Origin of the sequence: Streptomyces sp. WY228 (assembly GCF_019287315.1) — a bacterium.
Classification (GTDB): domain Bacteria; phylum Actinomycetota; class Actinomycetes; order Streptomycetales; family Streptomycetaceae; genus Streptomyces; species Streptomyces caviscabies.
Genome location: NZ_CP079114.1, coordinates 7,402,548 through 7,419,509 on the forward strand (window position 1 = coordinate 7,402,548; position 16,962 = coordinate 7,419,509).

At 70.2% G+C, this 16,962-nt stretch carries 17 protein-coding genes and 1 tRNA gene; 10 read left to right on the top strand and 8 right to left on the bottom strand.

Annotated features, from left to right (window positions below):
• Positions 1-2: 2 nt before the first annotated feature.
• The 4 genes from KV381_RS32440 to KV381_RS32455 are packed head-to-tail and all read left to right on the top strand — an operon-like array spanning position 3 to position 1,993.
• The gene (locus KV381_RS32440) at positions 3-437 is read left to right on the top strand and encodes a roadblock/LC7 domain-containing protein (protein WP_030076473.1); all 435 of its coding nucleotides are present in this window, start codon (positions 3-5) and stop codon (positions 435-437) included.
• A gap of 2 nt (positions 438-439) precedes the next feature.
• On the top strand, positions 440-811 hold the full coding sequence (locus KV381_RS32445; protein WP_030076475.1) for a DUF742 domain-containing protein: 372 nt from the start codon (positions 440-442) through the stop codon (positions 809-811).
• Entirely contained in the window at positions 789-1,412 is a 624-nt protein-coding gene (locus tag KV381_RS32450; RefSeq protein ID WP_030076477.1) for an ATP/GTP-binding protein, read from the top strand. Before KV381_RS32445 ends, KV381_RS32450 begins: the two co-directional genes overlap by 23 nt.
• Positions 1,409-1,993, top strand: a complete 585-nt coding sequence (locus KV381_RS32455) for a GAF domain-containing protein (protein ID WP_030076479.1) — start codon at positions 1,409-1,411, stop codon at positions 1,991-1,993. Before KV381_RS32450 ends, KV381_RS32455 begins: the two co-directional genes overlap by 4 nt.
• Positions 1,994-2,026: 33 nt before the next feature.
• Here the strand turns inward: KV381_RS32455 and KV381_RS32460 are convergent, their stop codons facing one another.
• Positions 2,027-3,049, bottom strand: a complete 1,023-nt coding sequence (locus KV381_RS32460; RefSeq protein WP_030076481.1) for a LacI family DNA-binding transcriptional regulator — start codon at positions 3,047-3,049, stop codon at positions 2,027-2,029.
• 253 nt (positions 3,050-3,302) lie between these two features.
• Here KV381_RS32460 and KV381_RS32465 point away from each other — a divergent pair, with 253 nt between their 5' ends.
• The 3 genes from KV381_RS32465 to KV381_RS32475 are packed head-to-tail and all read left to right on the top strand — an operon-like array spanning position 3,303 to position 6,049.
• Positions 3,303-4,166 (top strand): ABC transporter permease, encoded by an 864-nt coding sequence (locus tag KV381_RS32465; protein ID WP_030623180.1) that lies wholly within the window; start codon positions 3,303-3,305, stop codon positions 4,164-4,166.
• 36 nt (positions 4,167-4,202) lie between these two features.
• On the top strand, positions 4,203-5,222 hold the full coding sequence (locus KV381_RS32470) for an ABC transporter substrate-binding protein (protein ID WP_030623177.1): 1,020 nt from the start codon (positions 4,203-4,205) through the stop codon (positions 5,220-5,222).
• Positions 5,219-6,049: an ABC transporter ATP-binding protein gene (locus KV381_RS32475; RefSeq protein WP_030623174.1), complete on the top strand. Its 831-nt coding sequence runs from the start codon at positions 5,219-5,221 to the stop codon at positions 6,047-6,049. Before KV381_RS32470 ends, KV381_RS32475 begins: the two co-directional genes overlap by 4 nt.
• A 106-nt stretch (positions 6,050-6,155) precedes the next feature.
• On the opposite strand, the gene KV381_RS32480 is transcribed toward KV381_RS32475, so the two are convergent.
• Positions 6,156-6,338 carry a hypothetical protein gene (locus KV381_RS32480; protein ID WP_210764224.1) on the bottom strand — a complete coding sequence of 61 codons (183 nt, stop codon included), beginning with the start codon at positions 6,336-6,338 and terminating at the stop codon, positions 6,156-6,158.
• Positions 6,339-6,463: 125 nt separating this feature from the next.
• On the opposite strand from KV381_RS32480, the gene KV381_RS32485 reads away from it, so the two are divergent.
• Complete coding sequence (locus tag KV381_RS32485; protein WP_030076491.1) at positions 6,464-7,414, top strand: NAD-dependent epimerase/dehydratase family protein; 951 nt, start codon at positions 6,464-6,466, stop codon at positions 7,412-7,414.
• Positions 7,415-7,475: 61 nt separating this feature from the next.
• Here the strand turns inward: KV381_RS32485 and KV381_RS32490 are convergent, their stop codons facing one another.
• Both KV381_RS32490 and KV381_RS32495 read right to left on the bottom strand, forming a co-directional pair.
• The gene (locus tag KV381_RS32490) at positions 7,476-8,204 is read right to left on the bottom strand and encodes a sugar phosphate isomerase/epimerase (RefSeq protein ID WP_234024517.1); all 729 of its coding nucleotides are present in this window, start codon (positions 8,202-8,204) and stop codon (positions 7,476-7,478) included.
• A 182-nt stretch (positions 8,205-8,386) separates the two neighbouring features.
• Positions 8,387-11,887, bottom strand: coding sequence for a ThuA domain-containing protein (locus KV381_RS32495; RefSeq protein ID WP_030076495.1), 3,501 nt, complete (start codon positions 11,885-11,887; stop codon positions 8,387-8,389).
• A 224-nt stretch (positions 11,888-12,111) separates the two neighbouring features.
• Here KV381_RS32495 and KV381_RS32500 point away from each other — a divergent pair, with 224 nt between their 5' ends.
• Positions 12,112-12,510, top strand: coding sequence for an MmcQ/YjbR family DNA-binding protein (locus tag KV381_RS32500; protein WP_030076497.1), 399 nt, complete (start codon positions 12,112-12,114; stop codon positions 12,508-12,510).
• A 187-nt stretch (positions 12,511-12,697) separates the two neighbouring features.
• On the opposite strand, the gene KV381_RS32505 is transcribed toward KV381_RS32500, so the two are convergent.
• Together KV381_RS32505 and KV381_RS32510 are read right to left on the bottom strand one after the other, a co-directional pair.
• Complete coding sequence (locus KV381_RS32505) at positions 12,698-13,600, bottom strand: transketolase family protein (RefSeq protein ID WP_030623164.1); 903 nt, start codon at positions 13,598-13,600, stop codon at positions 12,698-12,700.
• A 35-nt stretch (positions 13,601-13,635) separates the two neighbouring features.
• Positions 13,636-14,361: a transketolase gene (locus tag KV381_RS32510; RefSeq protein ID WP_218786923.1), complete on the bottom strand. Its 726-nt coding sequence runs from the start codon at positions 14,359-14,361 to the stop codon at positions 13,636-13,638.
• A 126-nt stretch (positions 14,362-14,487) separates the two neighbouring features.
• Here KV381_RS32510 and KV381_RS32515 point away from each other — a divergent pair.
• A tRNA-Pro gene (locus tag KV381_RS32515) sits at positions 14,488-14,561 on the top strand.
• A gap of 110 nt (positions 14,562-14,671) precedes the next feature.
• Here the strand turns inward: KV381_RS32515 and KV381_RS32520 are convergent.
• Together KV381_RS32520 and KV381_RS36975 are read right to left on the bottom strand one after the other, a co-directional pair.
• Entirely contained in the window at positions 14,672-15,889 is a 1,218-nt protein-coding gene (locus tag KV381_RS32520) for a site-specific integrase (RefSeq protein WP_218786924.1), read from the bottom strand.
• Positions 15,889-16,350 (bottom strand): AlpA family transcriptional regulator, encoded by a 462-nt coding sequence (locus KV381_RS36975; RefSeq protein WP_306438556.1) that lies wholly within the window; start codon positions 16,348-16,350, stop codon positions 15,889-15,891. Before KV381_RS36975 ends, KV381_RS32520 begins: the two co-directional genes overlap by 1 nt.
• Positions 16,351-16,962: the final 612 nt, after the last annotated feature.

Sequence of the window (16,962 nt, forward strand, 5' to 3'; positions counted from 1 at the left end):
CCATGACGAGCGATATGCCGTCCGGCCAGGTCTCGGACCTGGACTGGCTGCTGAGCGGGCTGGTCCAACGCGTGCCGTACACCCGCAGCGCGGTCCTGCTCTCCGCCGACGGGCTGGTGAAATCCGTGCACGGCCTGGACCCCGACAGCGCCGACCACATGGCGGCCCTCGCCGCCGGTCTGTACTCACTGGGCCGCAGTGCCGGGGCCCGCTTCGGCGACAACGGGGACGTCCGGCAGGTGGTCGTCGAGCTGGACTCCACACTGCTGTTCGTCTCCACCGCCGGATCCGGCACCTGTCTCGCCGTCCTCTCCGGGCGCGAGGCGGACGCCGCGGTGCTCGGCTACGAGATGGCGATGCTGGTCAAGAGTGTCCGTCCCTATCTGACGACCCCGATCCGGCAGCCGGCCGGGGCGCCGTTCACCCCGGGGATCTGAGGATGCCGGCCCCGCAGGACGGGCCCCTGCTCGACGACGCGGCCGGCCGGCTGATCCGCCCGTACACGATCAGCAACGGCCGCACCCGGCCGTCCACCGCGTTCGACCTGCTGTCCCTGATCATGGCCACCGGCATCGAGCCGGACATCCCGCTCGGCCCCGAGCACACCGTGGCCCTCGGCCTGTGCGAAGGGCCGATGTCCGTCGCCGAGATCGCCGCACACCTCCGGCTGCCCGCGGTCGTCGCCAAGGTCATCCTCTCCGACCTGGTCGCCTGCGGCGCCGTCACCGCGCACGCTCCCGCTTTCCATGACATGCCCACCGACCGATCCCTGCTGGAGGCAGTGCTCGATGGTTTACGACGACAGCTCTGACCGCCCCGGAACCTCCGAGTTCTTTCCCGTCGCCCTCAAGGTCCTGGTCGCCGGCGGATTCGGCGTCGGCAAGACGACGTTCGTGGGAGCGGTCAGCGAGATCGCCCCGCTGTCCACCGAGGAACTGCTCACCCAGGTCAGTGTGGGGACCGACAATCTGGACGGCGTGGAGTCCAAGACGGCCACCACCGTCGCCATGGACTTCGGCCGTATCACCCTCTCCGAGCAGCATGTGCTCTATCTGTTCGGCACACCGGGCCAGGAGCGCTTCTGGTTCATGTGGGACGAACTCTCCCAGGGCGCGCTCGGAGCCGTGGTGCTGGCCGACACCCGACGCCTCGCCGAATGCTTCGCCGCGGTGGACTTCTTCGAACGGCGCGGCATCGGATTCATCGTCGCCGTCAACGAGTTCGACGGCGCCTACCGCTACGAACCGGACGAGGTCCGCGCCGCGCTCGACCTCGGGCCCGAGGTGCCCGTCGTCCTGTGCGACGCCCGGATCGCCAGCTCCGGCACGGGCGCCCTCGTCACCCTCGTACAACACCTCATCAACGCCACCACGGCCCCCGCACCGCTGCAGACCTTCGGAGCCCACCCGTGACATCCTTCGCCACCGGCAGGATGCTCCTGACGCCCACCGACCGGCACGGCCCGGCCCGCGCACAGCGGCTGCGCAAGCTGGATCTCGGGGAACGCCCCGACGCCTCCTACGACAACTTCGACGCCTTCGCCGACAAGGTGGCCGAAGTGACCGCCACGCCCTTCTCGATGGTCAACTTCATCGACGAGAACCGGCAGTTCTTCGCCGGACTGCACACCCCGGCGGGCAACCGCGGTGGTCAGGACCTCGGTTCGGCGGCGGCGGGCAGCAGCCGCAGCAGCCGGTACATGGCCCGCGACCACGGCTACTGCCCCCATGTTCTGGTCCGGCGCAAGGCCCTCGTCCTGGACGACGTCTGCGACTACCCGCGGTTCGCGGGCAATCCGGTGGTGGACGACATAGGCATCCGCTCCTATCTCGGGGCGCCGCTGATCGACCGCACCGGCATCGCGCTGGGCACCGTCTGTGCCGTCGACACCGTGCCGCGCCCCTGGGGGCGGGCCGGGCTCGACACCATCAAGTCGCTCGCCCATGAACTCGTCCGCCAGATCGACGACCGGGAGGGCCACCACCCGCTCTGACTCCGACCGCTCCCCGTATCCGGTCCGGTCCGCTCAACTCCCGGGCGGCGCACCGGTGCTGCCCCGCAGGACCACGTTCCCCTCGATCCGCAGCACCCGGGAGCGCCCCGCTCCCGACGGTGTCCGCAACGCGAGGGCGATCACCTGCTCGCCCATCTCGGTGAGCGGCAGCGCCACCGTGGTCAGCGGCGGCGACACCTCGCGTACGACGGGGATGTCGTCGAAGCCCGCGAGCGACATGTCCTCGGGCACGCGTATGCCGGCCTCCCGCAGCGCGGCGAGCGCGCCGACCGCCATCACATCGGTCACCGCGAACAGACAGGTCGGCCGCGGCCCCCCGGCGGCCAGCAGTTGCCGTGTCGCCGTGTGCCCGCCCTCCCGGGTGAACGCGCCCCGCACCACCCGCTCCAGGGTGATGCCCGCCCCGGCCAGCCCCTCGCGGAATCCGGTCAACCGGTCGGCCACCGTGGTCAGTTCGGGCGGCCCGCTCAGCACCGCGAACTCCCGGTGCCCCAGCGCCACCAGCGAGGCCGCGAGCGCCGCCGCCCCGGCCCGGTTCTCCGGCTGCACGGTGTCCACCCGCATGGACCGGTGCCGGCTGACCACCGCGACCCGCCCGCCGGCCCGGACGTACGGCTCCAGCTCCGCGTCCATCGCCCGCTCCCAGGCCCGGTCCTGGAAGCCGGAGCCGATCAGCAGGATGGCCCGCGCGCGCTGGGCCCGCAGCATCGAGACGTACGCGATCTCACGGGCGGGTTCGCGGAAGGTGGAGGCGAGCATCACCAGCAGATCCTGTTCGGCGGCCGCGCGCATCACCCCGCCGGCGATGCCCGCGAAGTAGGGATCGCCGACGTCGTGGCAGATCAGCCCGACCGTACGGTTCCCCTCGGCGCTCGCCAGGGCCTGGGCGTGGGCGTTGGGGATGTAGCCGAGCAGATCGGCCGCCGCGCGGACCCGGCCGCGCAGATCGTCGCGGACCCGGGTGGTGCCGTTCAGCGCCCGGGACGCGGTGGCCAGCGAGACGCCCGCCTCGCGCGCCACCGCGTCGAGCGTCACATGGGCGGCGGAGGCCCGGCGGCGCGTATCGGGGTGGACCGGTGTTTCCCGTTCACTCAACTCGACCCCCAGGGGTGCGGTGGTGGCAGGGCCCCGAAACTTCGGGACGACCTATTGACCGTGCGAGGGAGCAGTCATTAGCGTGGCGGCACCTTACCAGAAAGCGCTTTCTGAAAGCGCCTTCACGGTAGGCCCGCAGCATCGCATCTTGCACAGCTCTCCACAACTGCCCCCGAAGTCCAGGGAGTTCACCGTGAGTCAGAGCGCGCTGACCAAGCGCCCCGCCGATGTGGCGGGGGTCGCCCGCAGGGCGGGTCCCACGACCGGCGAGCGGCTCGCCCGCGCGGCGGAGCAGAGCTGGCGGCCCCTCGCCCTGCTGCTGGCCGCGCTGGTGGTCTGGTGGGCGATCGCGGCCGCCGAGCTGATCGAGCCCTATCTCGTACCGTCGCCCGGGGCCACCCTCGACGTCCTGACCTCGAAGGGCGGTTACCTCTGGGAGCACACCTGGGTGACGACGTACGAGACGCTCCTCGGCTTCGTCATCGCGGTCGCCGTCGGCGTGCTCGCCGCGGTGGTGATGGTGTACTCCTCGACGGTGGAGCGCACGCTCTATCCGATCCTGCTCTTCGCCCAGGTCGTGCCGAAGATCGCCATCGCCCCGCTGTTCGTGGTGTGGCTCGGCTTCGGCATCGCCCCCAAGATCCTGATCGCCGTGCTCATCGCCTTCTTCCCGGTGGTGATCTCGATGGTCACCGGGCTCAAGGCGGTGGACCCGGAGATGCTCCAACTGTCCGCCACCATGGGGGCGAAGCCCTGGCAGACCTTTGTGAAGATCCGCTTCCCGGCCTCCCTGCCGCATCTGTTCTCCGGCCTCAAGGTGGCCGTCACCCTCGCGGTGACCGGCGCGGTCGTCGGCGAGTTCGTCGGGGCGAACGAGGGGCTCGGCTACGTCATCCTCCAGGCCAACGGCAACCTCGACACCCCGATGCTCTTCGCGGGGCTGCTGGTGATGTCGCTGATCGGCGTCGTGCTCTTCGTCGTCGTCGAGATCGCCGAGAAGCTGCTCCTGCCGTGGCACGCCAGCCGCCGGGACACCTCGGCCACCACCACGTACTGAAACACGCACCGACCTCCTCGTGAGAAGGGCCAGCCCATGTATGCGCGCAGACTCCTGATCGGTGTCGTACCTCTCGTCCTGGTGGCCACCGCCTGCGGCGGCGAGGACGCCTCGACCAGCACCAGTGACTCCGGCAAGAAGCTGGACAAGGTCACGCTGACGCTCAACTGGTATCCGTACGGCGAACACGCGCCGTTCTACTACGGCAAGCAGCAGAAGATCTTCGAGAAGCACGGCATCGACCTGGACATCCGGGCGGGCCAGGGCTCCCAGAAGACCGTCCAGGCGACGGCCGCAGGGCAGACCGACTTCGGCTGGGCCGACACCCCGGCCCTGCTCGCGGGCGTCGACCAGGGCGTCAAGGTGAAGAGCCTCGGCGTCTTCCTCCAGACCACCCCGGCCTCCGTGCAGTCCTTCGACGCCAAGGGCATCGAGGGGCCCGCCGACCTCAAGGGGCGGACGATCGCCGGGACGGCCGGGGACGCGCTGTCGAAGACCTTCCCGATCTTCCTCAAGAAGAACGGCATCGGGGAATCGGACGTCACGGTCCAGAACACCGACCCGGCGGGCAAGATCGCCGCGGTGATCTCGGGGAAGACGGACGGGCTGCTCGGCTACGCCAGCGACCAGGGCCCGACCATGCAGGACAAGGCCAAGAAGCCGGTCTCCTACCTCCGCTTCTCCGAGCACGGGCTGAACTTCTACTCCAACGGGCTGCTCGCCGGCCAGAAGATCCTCAGCTCCAGGCCTGAAGTGGCGGAGCGCATGGTGAAGGCGGTCAGCGAGGCCTGGACGGCCGCCGCGAAGGCGCCCGAACCGGCCGTGGCGGCGATGGAGGGCGCCTCCGAGCAACTGCCGCCGAAGACCGTGCTGTCCGAGCAGTTCACGACGACGCTGACCCTGCTCCACACGGCGGCGACCGAGGGCAAGGCGCCGGGCGTCAACACCGAGGAGGACTGGCAGCAGACCATCGATGTGTTCGCCGAGGCGGGCATGGTCACGAAGCCGAAGGCCGTGGGGGAGTACTGGGACACGAAGACGGCGCTGAAGGGATGACGATGCCGAAGCAGCAGACGACGCCGCGCGCCCCGTCCGCGGCCGGGGCGGGCCCGGCGGCCGGGGTCCGGCTCACGGATGTGGCGGTCCGCTTCCGCAGCAAGAAGCGTGATGTCACGGCGCTCAGCGAGGTGTCGCTGGATGTGGCGCCGGGCGAGTTCGTCGCCATCGTCGGGCCGTCGGGGTGCGGCAAGTCCACCCTCCTCAAGCTGGTGGCCGGCCTGCTCACCGCCTCCTCGGGCGACGTCCTCCTCGGCGGCGAGCGCGTCACCGGGCCCCGGCACGACATCGGTTACGTCTTCCAGCGCGCGGCCCTGCTGGAGTGGCGCTCGGCGCTCCGCAACATCCTGCTCCAGGCGGAGATCCGCCACATGGAACCGGCCCAGGCGCGTGGCCGGGCCGACGAGCTGATCCGGATGACCGGACTGACCGGCTTCGAGGACGCCTATCCGCACGAACTCTCCGGCGGCATGCAGCAACGCGTCGCGCTCTGCCGGGCGTTGCTGCACGAACCGCCGGTCCTGCTGATGGACGAGCCGTTCGGCGCGCTCGACGCCCTCACCCGCGAGCAGATGAACACCGAGCTGAACCGGATCTGGCGGACCACCGGCACCACGGTCCTGCTGGTCACCCACTCCATCTCGGAGGCCGTCTACCTGGCCGACCGGGTCGTGGTGATGAGCCCGCGCCCCGGCACCGTCACGGAGATCATCGAGGTGGGTCTGCCCGCCGAGCGCGACTACAGCGAGACGCTGGGCCGCCCGGAGTTCCGGGCGGCGGCGGCGCACATCCGCGACCTGCTGGGGGCGGTGTCCGCGCACGACTGAGGGAGTCCTCGCGAGGAGGCGACAGGAGAAGCGGTACGTGCCGGGCGGGTATTCCGCCCGGCACGTACCGCGTTACGGGCCGCGGTGTGCCGTCGCGACGACCCGGTCACGATCCGCCGGACGTGCCCGGAGCCCGCACCGCTTCGGCCACGACGCCGACCGCGCGCAGTCTGCGTGCCAGCAGTTCGATCTCGGGCCCGGTGCCGTGATGGCCGCCGCCGAGTATCAGCTCCAGCAGTGCCCGTGCCTCGGGGAGCGTCCGTTCGCCGTCGACCCGCAGCCGGGGCATACGTGGCAGGGCCCCTCTCCGTAGGCGGGCCCATTTCTGTTAAGGGTTCTAACGAGAGCTATTGCGAGGTGCCGTAGCGATGGTTATAGTCTCTAACAGAAGTAAGCACCCCGAAGGGATCTGACATGACCATCGCCCAGCCCCTCCATGCCGTCCTCGGCTCCGGACCCGCCGGCACCGCCCTCGCCCGGGAACTCGTCCGCCGGGGCCACCCCGTCCGGCTGGTCGACCGGTCGGGGAGCGGGCCCGCGCTCGAAGGCGTCGAACGGGTCGCCGCCGATGTCGCCACCGCCGAAGGTGCCCGCGCCGCCGTGGCCGGGGCAGCGGTCGTCCACCACTGCGTCAATGTCGGCTATCACCTCCAGGTGGAGGTCATGCCGAAGATCCAGGAGGCCGTCCTCGGGGCGGCCGAGGCGGCGGGCGCGCGGCTGGTCGTGCTCGACACGGTCTATCCGTACGGGGAGACACACGGCGCGGTGATGACCGAGGACAGCCCGTGGAACGCCACCACCCGCAAGGGCCGGATGCGCGCCGAGCTCGACGCCCGCTACCTCGCCGCCCACCGTGAGGGCCGGCTCCCCGTCGTCCTCGGGCGCTCAGCCGACTTCGTCGGGCCCGAGGTCCTCAACTCCACGCTCGGCGGCGCCGTCTTCCCCGCCGCGCTCACCGGGCAGCCCGTACCCGCGCTCGGCGACATCGACCTGCCGCACAGCTACACCTACATCGAGGACGTCGCCGCCGGCCTCGCCACGCTCGGCGAACACCCGGACGCCGACGGCCGGGTGTGGCACCTGCCCACCGCGCCGGCCCGCACCACCCGTGAGATCCTCGCGCTCGTCGAGCGACGCACCGGCCGCCCGATCGACTTCACCGTCGTCGCCGAGCCCCGCCCCTTCGGCCCGTTCGACGAGACCTTCATGGCGGAGTACGCCGAGATGTTCTACCAGCACACCGAACCGCAGATCCTCGACTCCTCCGCCATCGAGAAGGCCTACGGCCTCACCCCCACCCCGCTGGAGACCGCGCTGGACGCCACCCTCGCCTGGTACGGGGAGTTCCTCGCCGCCCACCGCTGAGACACGGTCCGGCCCCGGGCGTCGTACCGCGCACCCGGGGCCGGACCGTTGACGCCGTCGCTCAGTAGCGCAGCCGGGAGAGATACCGGTAGCTGGCCCGCGCCGAGGCGAACGGATCGGCCGGGGCGTCATGCTCCACCAGCCACTGCTTCACCCCGCCCTGCCGCGCGGTGTCGAACATCGCCGGGAAGTCCAGGATCCCCGACCCGACGTCCGCGAAGTCCCCGTTCGGCGCCATGTCCTTCACATGGAGCGCGGGGAAGCGGCCCCGGTGGCGGACGAACAGTTCGCCCGGGTCGGAGGAGCCGCCGTCGGCCGCCCAGTACAGGTCCAGCTCGAAGCCGACCAGCTCCGGGTCGGTCTCGGCGAGCAGGATGTCGTACAGGCTGACGCCGTCCACCACTTGATGGTCGCTGCCGTGATTGTGGTAGAGCAGCTTCAGCCCGGACTCCCGGGCCGCCAGCCCGGCGCGGTTGAACTGCCGTGCCACCTCCCGGTATCCGTCCGGCGAGTGCAGCGAACCCGGCAGGCTCGGCACCACGATCCACTGACCGCCGAGGGTGTGGACATCCTCCAGCGCCTGCGGCAGACCGGAGCCGGTCACGATGTCGTAGCCGACGTGCTCCAGCACCGCCTTGAGCCGCGTCCGGTCCAGCATCTGCCGTATCGCGGCGGGGGAGTTGCCGTGCCGTCCGCTGACGCCGACCGTCGCGTACCCGATCTCCGCCAGCTGCTCCAGCGTGCCCGCGAAGTTCTCCGCGAGCGGCGTCCGCATGGTGTACAGGTGCATCCCGATCCCCGACGGCGGGATCCGCCGGCAGCCCCGCCGGCCGGCCGCGACAGCCGGGGCGGCGCTCAGTCCGACGGCGGCCACCGCCCCCAACGCCGTACCGAGAAAGGCTCTTCGGGCTCCGTTCACGTGCTCCGCTCCCACAGGACTCCTCACTTCACGTCGATTCACTGCGCATCGGCTCACTTCACGTCGATGCGGACGGCTCCGGTGCTCGTGTCGCCCTTGTCGTCGGTGACCGTCAGATGCGCGGTGTAGGCGCCCTTGCGGTCGTAGGTGTGCGTCGCCGTCGCGCCCTCGGGCCCGGACGGCTTCACGTTGTCGCCGAAGTCCCAGTGGTACGAGGCGATCGTGTGGCCCTCCGCGAGCTCGACCGTGCTGCTCAGCGACACGGCGAGCGGTGCGGCGCCGGAAGCCGGTTCGGCCTTCACCGCCACTGTCGTCCCGGCTTCCTTCTCCACCCCGGGGCCGTTGAAGTGCAGCCAGTCGACCGACAGCAGATCGGCCTTGTCGGGACTCCAGTCGGGGTTGGTGAAGACCGCGTACAGGGTGGTCGTGGAGCCGGGATCCTTGAGCTCCGTCGTCGGCGATATCAGCTTGTCGTAGCCGCCGGTGTTCGGGATCTCCACCGAGCCCAGCAGCTTGCCGGTGGGGGAGTCCGCGCGGAACTCCACGGTGCCGCCGAGCCCGCCGGACGACGCGCCGACCGTCACCGAGTCGACGTTCTGGAGGTTCACCGGGTCGAAGCTGACCCAGTCGCCGTCCTCGATCTCGATCAGCCGCTTCCCGCCGGACGCGTCTGCCCGACTGCCGATGTCCGCACCGCCGTTGGCCCCGCCCGTCGCCGTACGGTGCTCGGCCTCGCGGAAGGAGGTGCGCAGGGTCAGCGAGGTGGAGCCGGTCAGCGCGGGTGCGTCCGGTGCGCCCTTGTCCTCGTACTGGGCGGTGATCCCGTAGTAGAGGTTCTGCCCCGGACCGTGGCTGTCCCCGGCGTCCGTGACGATCTCGCCCGCGCAGCCGGTGTAGTTGTCCAGCGGGTGCAGATGGGTGTCATGGCCGAGCTGCGACTGCACCACGACCCGCGAGCAGTCGATCGGACCGCTTGCGTCGTCCTCCGCGTCGGTCACCTCCACCGTGAAGGGAATCGTGTCGCCGAAGCTGAACATCCCTCCGTCCGGCGGCTGTTGGATCGTGACCTCGGGCCGGGTGTTGCCCACCGTGATGTCCTGCACCGCGAGCGCCGTCAGTTCGTCGGGGCCGGTCACGGTGAGCCGTGCGGTGTGCAGCCCCTTGGCGGTGTACGTGTGCGAGGGGGCGGCCTCGGTCGAGTCCGTGGTGCCGTCACCGTCGAAATCCCAGGCATAGCTCACCGGTTGGTCTCCGGGCAGCCCCGACCCCTCGCTGGAGAAGTTCACGGTCAGCGGGTCCGGCCCGCTGTCCCGGTCGACGGTGATCTTGGCGTCGGGCAGCCGGCCGTCGCCGACGTAGTCGATCCGGTAGATGCCCGCGCCCTCGTTGCTGCCGCCGCGGCCCGTGCCGCTGCCGAGGCCGAAGTCGATGACGTACAGCGCTCCGTCGGGACCGAAGTCCGCGTCGAAGGGCTGGTTCCACTCCATGTCCTCGAAGATGCCGTTGATCGACTGGAGGTCCCCCGCCTTCACCGGGTCGAACCGGGGATCGGTGAAGGTCTGGTCCTCGCTCTGGAACGAGAACGTCTTGAACCAGCCCCTGGTCAGCTCGTAGTTGAACGCCTTCCCCTCGAAGTACTCCGGGAACTTGGTGCGGTAGGTGTTGTCCGGGTCGTAGTCGTAGACCGGGCCGCCCATCGGACCGCCGCCACCGGTGCCCACCTCCGGGAACTCGGCCGAGGCGGAGTAGGCGTACCAGACCGTCGCGGGCTGGGCCGGCGGCAGCTCCCGCAGCCCGGTGTTGTTCGGCGAGTCATTCACCAGTGCCGAGCAGTCGAACTTCGGGCCGGACGTCTTCGTCGCGAAGTCGTAGTCGTTGAACGGGGTGTTGTTCCCTACGCAGTACGGCCAGCCGAAGTTGCCCGCCTCCGTGATACGGGTGTACTCGACCGTGCCCTCCGGACCGCGGTCCGCCACCGCCTCGCGGGCGTCGGGTCCGTAGTCCGCGACCATCAGCGCCCCACTCGCCGGGTCGGTGGTGATCCGGAACGGGTTGCGCATGCCCATCGCGTAGATCTCGGACCGCGTCTTCTCCGTGCCCGGCGCGAAGAGGTTGCCCTCCGGGACGGAGTACGTGCCGTCGTCCTCGGGAGTGATCCGCAGGATCTTGCCGCGCAGGTCGTTGGTGTTGCCCGCGGTGCCCTGCGCGTCCCAGGCGCGACGGCCCTCGCCCTCGTCGATCGGCGTGAAGCCGTCCGAGGCGAACGGGTCGGTGTTGTCGCCGGTCGCCGCGTACAGGTTGCCGTCCTTGTCGAAGGCGAGCGAACCGGCCATGTGCGAATTGGCCCGGCCCTCGCCGCGCAGCGTCGGCACGGTCAGCAGCCGCTTCTCGGAGGCCGGGTCGACGGTGTCGCCGTCCACGGTGAAACGGGACAGGTTCAGCCGCTTCTCGACCTTGTCCGAGTACAGCAGGTACAGCCAGTTGTTCTCCGCGAAACCGGGGTCGAGCGTCAGCCCCAGCAGCCCGTCCGACTGGCTGGTCATCTCCGGGGTGTACGCGAAGTCCAGCGCGGTGGAGACCTTCATCGTCTCCTGGTCGACGACCTTCAGCTTTCCGGTCCGCTGGGCGAAGAACACCCGGCGGTCGGGGGCGACGGCCAGCTCGAACGGGTCGGCCAGATCGCTCGTGGCGAGCGGGGTCCGCTGGAACGAACCGGTGCGCGTGGCGGTGCAGTCGCCCTCCGCCGCGCCGGCCGCCCACTGGATGCCGCCGAGCAGATGCCGGACGAACGCCTCTTCCTCGAAGGCCGCCTTGTCGTGCCCGCCCGCCGTGAACCAGGAGCGGCCGCCGTCGTAGTTCTGGCACCAGGAGAACGGATGGTCCACGCCCTCGTCGAGCCCGTCGATGCCGTCGCGCACCTTGATCTGGGCGAGGGTGTGCACCTTGGACGTGGGGTTGGTGCGCCAGTTGTACCACTCCTCCTGGCGCTCCCAGAGGTCGGGAAGGTGCTGGGTCGAGGGGTGGGCGTGGTCCAGGACCTTGATCCGGCCGGTCTGGGGTACCGGGTGCTTGTCGAAGATCGCGCCGACCAGGCCCTCGTACCACTCCCAGTCCCGCTCGCTGGCGGAAGCGGAGTGCAGCCCGACCCAGCCGCCGCCCGCCCGGATGTACCGCTGGAGTGCGGCCCGTTCCTCGGCGTTGAGCAGATCGCCCGTCTCGGGCGTGGAGTTGGTGTTGTTGAAGACGACCGCCTGGAAGCGGTCCAGGTCCGCGTCGTTGAAGACCGCGGAGTCGGCGGTGGCCTCCACCTCGAAGCCGTGCTCGGCTCCGAGCTTCTTCACCGCCTCGACGCCGGCCGGGATCGAGGAGTGGTCGGAGTTGGTGACCTCGGAGTAGACGAGCACCCGGTACGAGGCCGCGGCTTGCGCGCCGGCCGGCGAGGCCACCAGCAGGGCGAGGACCAGCGCCAGGAGCGAGGTGACGGCGATGAGGGGGGACGGGCCGCCGGGGGATCGGCCGACGCGGCCGGCCCGGCGTAACGAACGGCGTCTCATGGGGCGCTCCCTGTGCGGTAGAAGCCGACTGTGGGGTATAGAAAGCGCTTTCTGAAGTACGCCGTTCAGAGTAGGTTCAGCCCTCCGGCGGGGTCAATGGGTCTGCAGTGCCCGCCGGGCCGGCCCGGCGCGGGGTTCGGTCGCGGGTGGATGTCGGTGCCGGGCGTTACGGTCGGGTCGAACCCGGCCACAGGCCGCCGGTGCCGTCGAAACGGAGATGCGGGATGACCGCCGACCCCACGATCACCGCCGCCGACGTCCGCTCGTCCGCGCTGTCCCTGCCCGACACCACCGAGAAGCTCGCCTGGGGGCAGCCCACCTTCCGGGTGGCCGGCAAGATCTTCGCCTCGCTCGGCGACGACGAGACGACGATGGGCGTGAAGTGCCCCCGGGAGGACCGCGCCGAGCTGATCGCCACCGAGCCGGAGAAGTTCTTCATCCGCGAGGGGCACGACGACCACTACGCCTGGATGCGCGTCCGGCTGTCCGCGCTGGAGGACGCGGACGAGCTGGCCGCCATTCTCGCCGACTCCTGGCGGCAGGTCGCCCCGCGCCGACTGGCGGCGGCGCATCCGGAGCTGGCGGTCCAGGGGGAGGACGGGCCGGGGGAGGGGCGCGGCTGAGCGCGGCGGCCGGTCATCGGGGCGCCCGCCGGCACCCCGGACATGCGCCCCGGCCGGTCATCGGGGCGCCCGCCGGCTCCCCGGACATGCGCCGGTCAAGGACGAGGGAATCCGGTGATCCGGGCGCGCGAGCCCGGTGGGCCGGGGGTGCGGGAATCCCGTGATCCGTGCCCGTAGGCCCTGCGGGTCAGGGGCGCAGGAACCCCGTGATCCGTGCCCGCAGGCCCTGCGGGTCCAGGCCGTGGGCCGCGAGGTGCTCCTCCATTCGCCCGTACCGGCGCAGCTCGGCGCGGCCCACGCCCAGCCCGAGCACCCGGTGCGGCAGGTCCATGAGCGCCTCGCCCGTCGCCGCGGCGGAGGTGCCCGCGAGATACGGCTCGACGAGCACCACGTCCGCGGTCGCGGCGGCGCCGGCGGCCCGGCGCACCCCCGCGGCGTCGAACGGCCGCACGGTCGTCGCGTACAGCACGGTCACATCGAGCCCCTCGGTGGCGGCGAGCACGTTGTCGAGCATGGGCCCGACCGCGACCACGGTCCCGCGCCGCCCTCGGCGCACCACGGTGAACCCGCCCGCGCCGCCCACCGCCCGCGCCTCCCGGTTCGCCTGGAGGGAGAGGCGTACGTACACCCGGTCGTCGCCCGCGACCGACTCCCGCAGCAGGGCCTCGGCCTCGTCCGGATGGCCCGGCACCTGCACGGTCCAGCCGTCGAGCGTGTCCAGCAGCGCGACGTCACCGGGGGCCATGTGGGTGAAGCCACCGGCAGGCCAGTCGTACGAGCCGCCCGCGCTCACCAGGATCCCGCCCACCCCCTGGTGCCCGAAGTCCAGCTTGACCTGCTCGAACGGGCGCTCCACGAGGAAGCTGGCGAAGGTGTGCACGATCGGCCGCATGCCCGTCAGCGCCATCCCCGCCCCGGCCCCGACCAGCAGCTGTTCCCGGATGCCGACGTTGACGACCCGGTCCGGATGGGCGCGCCGGGCCGGGGCGAAACCGTCGGCGCTGATGTCGGCGAGCACCACGGCCAGCCGGGGCTCCTCGTCCAGGAGCCGCGTGGCGGTGCTGATGAATCGGTCACGCATGGTGTCCATGAAGGGTCCCTCCCGAGGGTCTCGGTCTGCTGCGGTCAGTTCTTGGGGTCGACGCGGGCGACGACGGCCAGCGGTTTGCCCGGGTGGGGCGCGGTGAACGCCGTGTACAGGGCCTCGTGGTCCCGGCCGTCCACGGTCATCGCCGCCCATCCGGCGGAGACGAAGCGGGAGGCGATGCCGCCGGGCCAGCCGTGGGTGGCGGAGGCGTTGTCGATCACCAGCGTGTGCAGCTGTTCGAGCCCGGCCGGGCCCGCGTGGGCGATGGCCTCGTGATTGCTGCCCTCGTCCAGCTCGGCATCGCCGATCAGGACCCACACCCGGGGATCGGTGCGGCCCTGGGCCCGCAGGCCCAGGACGGTCCCGACGGCGAGCGGCAGCCCGTGCCCCAGCGACCCGCTGCCGATCTCCGCCCCCGGCACCAGCAGCCGGTCCGGGTGATGCCCGAGCGGTGAGTCGTACGCCCCGAAGCCGGGCAGCAGCTCCTCGCCGAAGAAGCCGTGGGCGGCGAGGACCGCGTAGTACGCCATCGGCCCGTGCCCCTTGGAGAGCAGGAAGCGGTCCCGCTCGGGGTCGTCGACCGAGTCCGGTGTGACCCGGAGCACCCTGTTGTAGAGCACCCACAGGGCGTCGAGTGTGGAATGGGCGGCGGGCGCGTGCTTCTCGTCCCCGGTCATCAGGGCGATCAGACGCGGCAGATCCCGGAGGTCGGGGGCGGATGCGGCCCGGCGGGCGGCGGCCGGTGCGGCGGTCGTGTTCGTCATGGCACCGAGCGTTCAACATCAACCATGGTTGAGGTCAAGCGCGGAATGGTGTTGGTGACCACCTCCCGGAGTGCGGTATTGTTCTCATGCGCGTTCAGCCGGGGGAAACCCCAGGTCAGACGCCAGCGGGACGTGGCGCAGCTTGGTAGCGCACTTGACTGGGGGTCAAGGGGTCGCAGGTTCAAATCCTGTCGTCCCGACTGGAGACAGTCGCAGATCAGGGCCGGTTTCGGAGCAATCCGAAACCGGCCCTTGATCATTCTTGGGGACCAGTTGGGGACCAACCGGAGGTCCGGCGTCCCTGACCGGGTCAGCGGGTCATGACCACTGAGCCCGGCAGGGAGCGTGGTGCGCGCAGCGCGCTGAAGTGGGCCGAGAGCGCCGCCCCGGCAGCCGTGATCTTGCGGACGTCCGGGTGCAGGTAGCGCTGGGTGGTGGTCAGTGAACCGTGGCCGGCGATCCTGCGGAGCACGTGCACCGGAACCCCGGCGTCGGCGAACCAGGTCAGCGCGGTGTGCCGGAGGTCGTGGCGGCGCAGATGTTCGTAGCCGAGCTTGGTGACCACGTCGTCCCAGTGTGTGGCGTCGCGCAGGACGGCTGTGGAGATGCGCCCGCCGCGCGGACCTGTGAACAGGCGGGCGTCCGGATTGGGGCCGGCGGACAGGATGTGCTGGGCGACGAGGGGACGGATCTCCTCGACGATGGGAACTTTGCGTGCCCGCTTGCCCTTGGTGCCCTTGTCGGTCAGCCCGCCGGGCGCGGGTGTGGTCTGACGCCGCACGGTCCAGATCCACTGCGTGGTGTCGATGTCTCCGATGCGGCAGCCGGAGATCTCGCCGATCCGTGCGGCGGTGCACGCGGCGAAGATGACGACGTCTCCCCAGCCGCGGTACTCGTCGTGGGAGGCTGCCACGAGCGCGTCGGCCAGTGCGAGGAGTGTTTCCCAGTCGGGCAGGGCGAGCGCGCGTGGGTCGAGGAGTTCGTCCTCGGCCTGCTTGTAGAGCTTCTGCCAGCCGGTCACCCGGGCGGGGTTCACCTTGATGATGCCGTCGCGCACCGCTTGCTCCATGACGCGGACCAGGACGGCGATGGTGTTCTTGACCGTTGAGCGGCTGAGCTCGTCGGCGATCCAGTTCTGCACGGTGCGGTCGACAGCACCATTGGTGATCATCCGGACCGCGAGGTGGCCCAGGGCGGGCACGACGCGCATCCGCCAGCCTGACAGGTAGGGATCGAGCGTTTTCAACTCCAGGCCGCGCAACGCGAGGTCCATGTTCGCGTTGCCGTACTCGGCGAGCTTCATGGTGGCGAGCGACGGGGACAGCCCTGCCTCAGCCGCTTCGATGATGGACTGGAGCCACTCCTGCGCTTCGTCCTCGTCCGCCTTCCCCTCCGACAGGGACAGGCGCCGCTTCGAATCCGGGTCGAACCAGCGGACCCGCGCACGGTACGGGTTGGGGCGATCAGGCCGGTACTCGATGTCGGTCGTGAGTCGGACACCGACCGGCACAACGGCTTTCTCAGCCATCATGCGTCTCGGCGCGGGACGGTCCGGTGGCGACGCAGCCATTCCTCAACGTCGACCGCGCTGTACATGACGACGCGTTCCGAAACGGAGACGAACGGCGGGCCCTGGGGCGGCCGGGCAGTGCGCCAACGGCGCAGAGTCGAGGTGTCTACACGCAGGCAAGCGGCAAGTTCGCGTGTCGAATACCAGGCGTTGGCCAGGAGAGGCGACCGGCTGTCATCTCGGATGAATTGGGCTTCGTTCTCCCTCTTTGTGTGTGTCTGATGGTCTGTGTAGGCTGCTATCGGTCCGATGGGCAACGGTGGTAGATCTCCGGGGGTGTGAAGAGCGCCAGAGGGATACAGCGGAAAGCGGTCGGCGACAGGCGACGCGGCCCGCAGGTGGAGAGCCGGGGGATTCTGCGTGCGCCGTAAGCGCTTAGTCCCTTCTGATGCGCTGATCCGCAGTGGTGCTCGGGGCAAACGGTGGACAACAATCGTCTGCAGATACGCCGGTTTGGCTAACCGGCGATGGGCGGCTACATTGCCCTCGCTCGCGACACGGCGAGTGTCAGGTGCTGTGCCGATTGAATGCTTCTCGATGACCCATCATGTGGAGTGCGTCGCGATCCTCGAACCGGCCGTAAAGGGCTCCTGACCTGCGGTTTTGCGTGTGCGCGTTATGTGCGGTGTGGGCGTTACGGGCGATATCTTGACGCTGAAATGACGCTCGTGATGCTCGTTCTGATGGCATGTCAGGAGCCTTGTCGGGCAGGTCAGACCCCGACAAGGTAGCGAGTATCGATGGGGCGCCGAGGGCAGGCGACGCTGAGCGCAGACCTACTGCGTCGTGCTGATCAGATGTCCCGGAAGAGACCAGCGAGTGCCGTGACCTGCCGCGATGAGCGGTTGGCGATCGCTGACCTGCGCGAATGACCTTTCGGCTATTTCACGTTCGTGCCGCTTGATGGGGCCGGAAGTCCCAGAAAAGTCCCAGAGGACTCCCACGACTGACGATGTCTTTCGGCTCTGTACAGGTGCTTGGAAGGAAGCGTCCAGTTTTCGTCCCGTAGCTGTTCGCGCCGCAGTGGAATC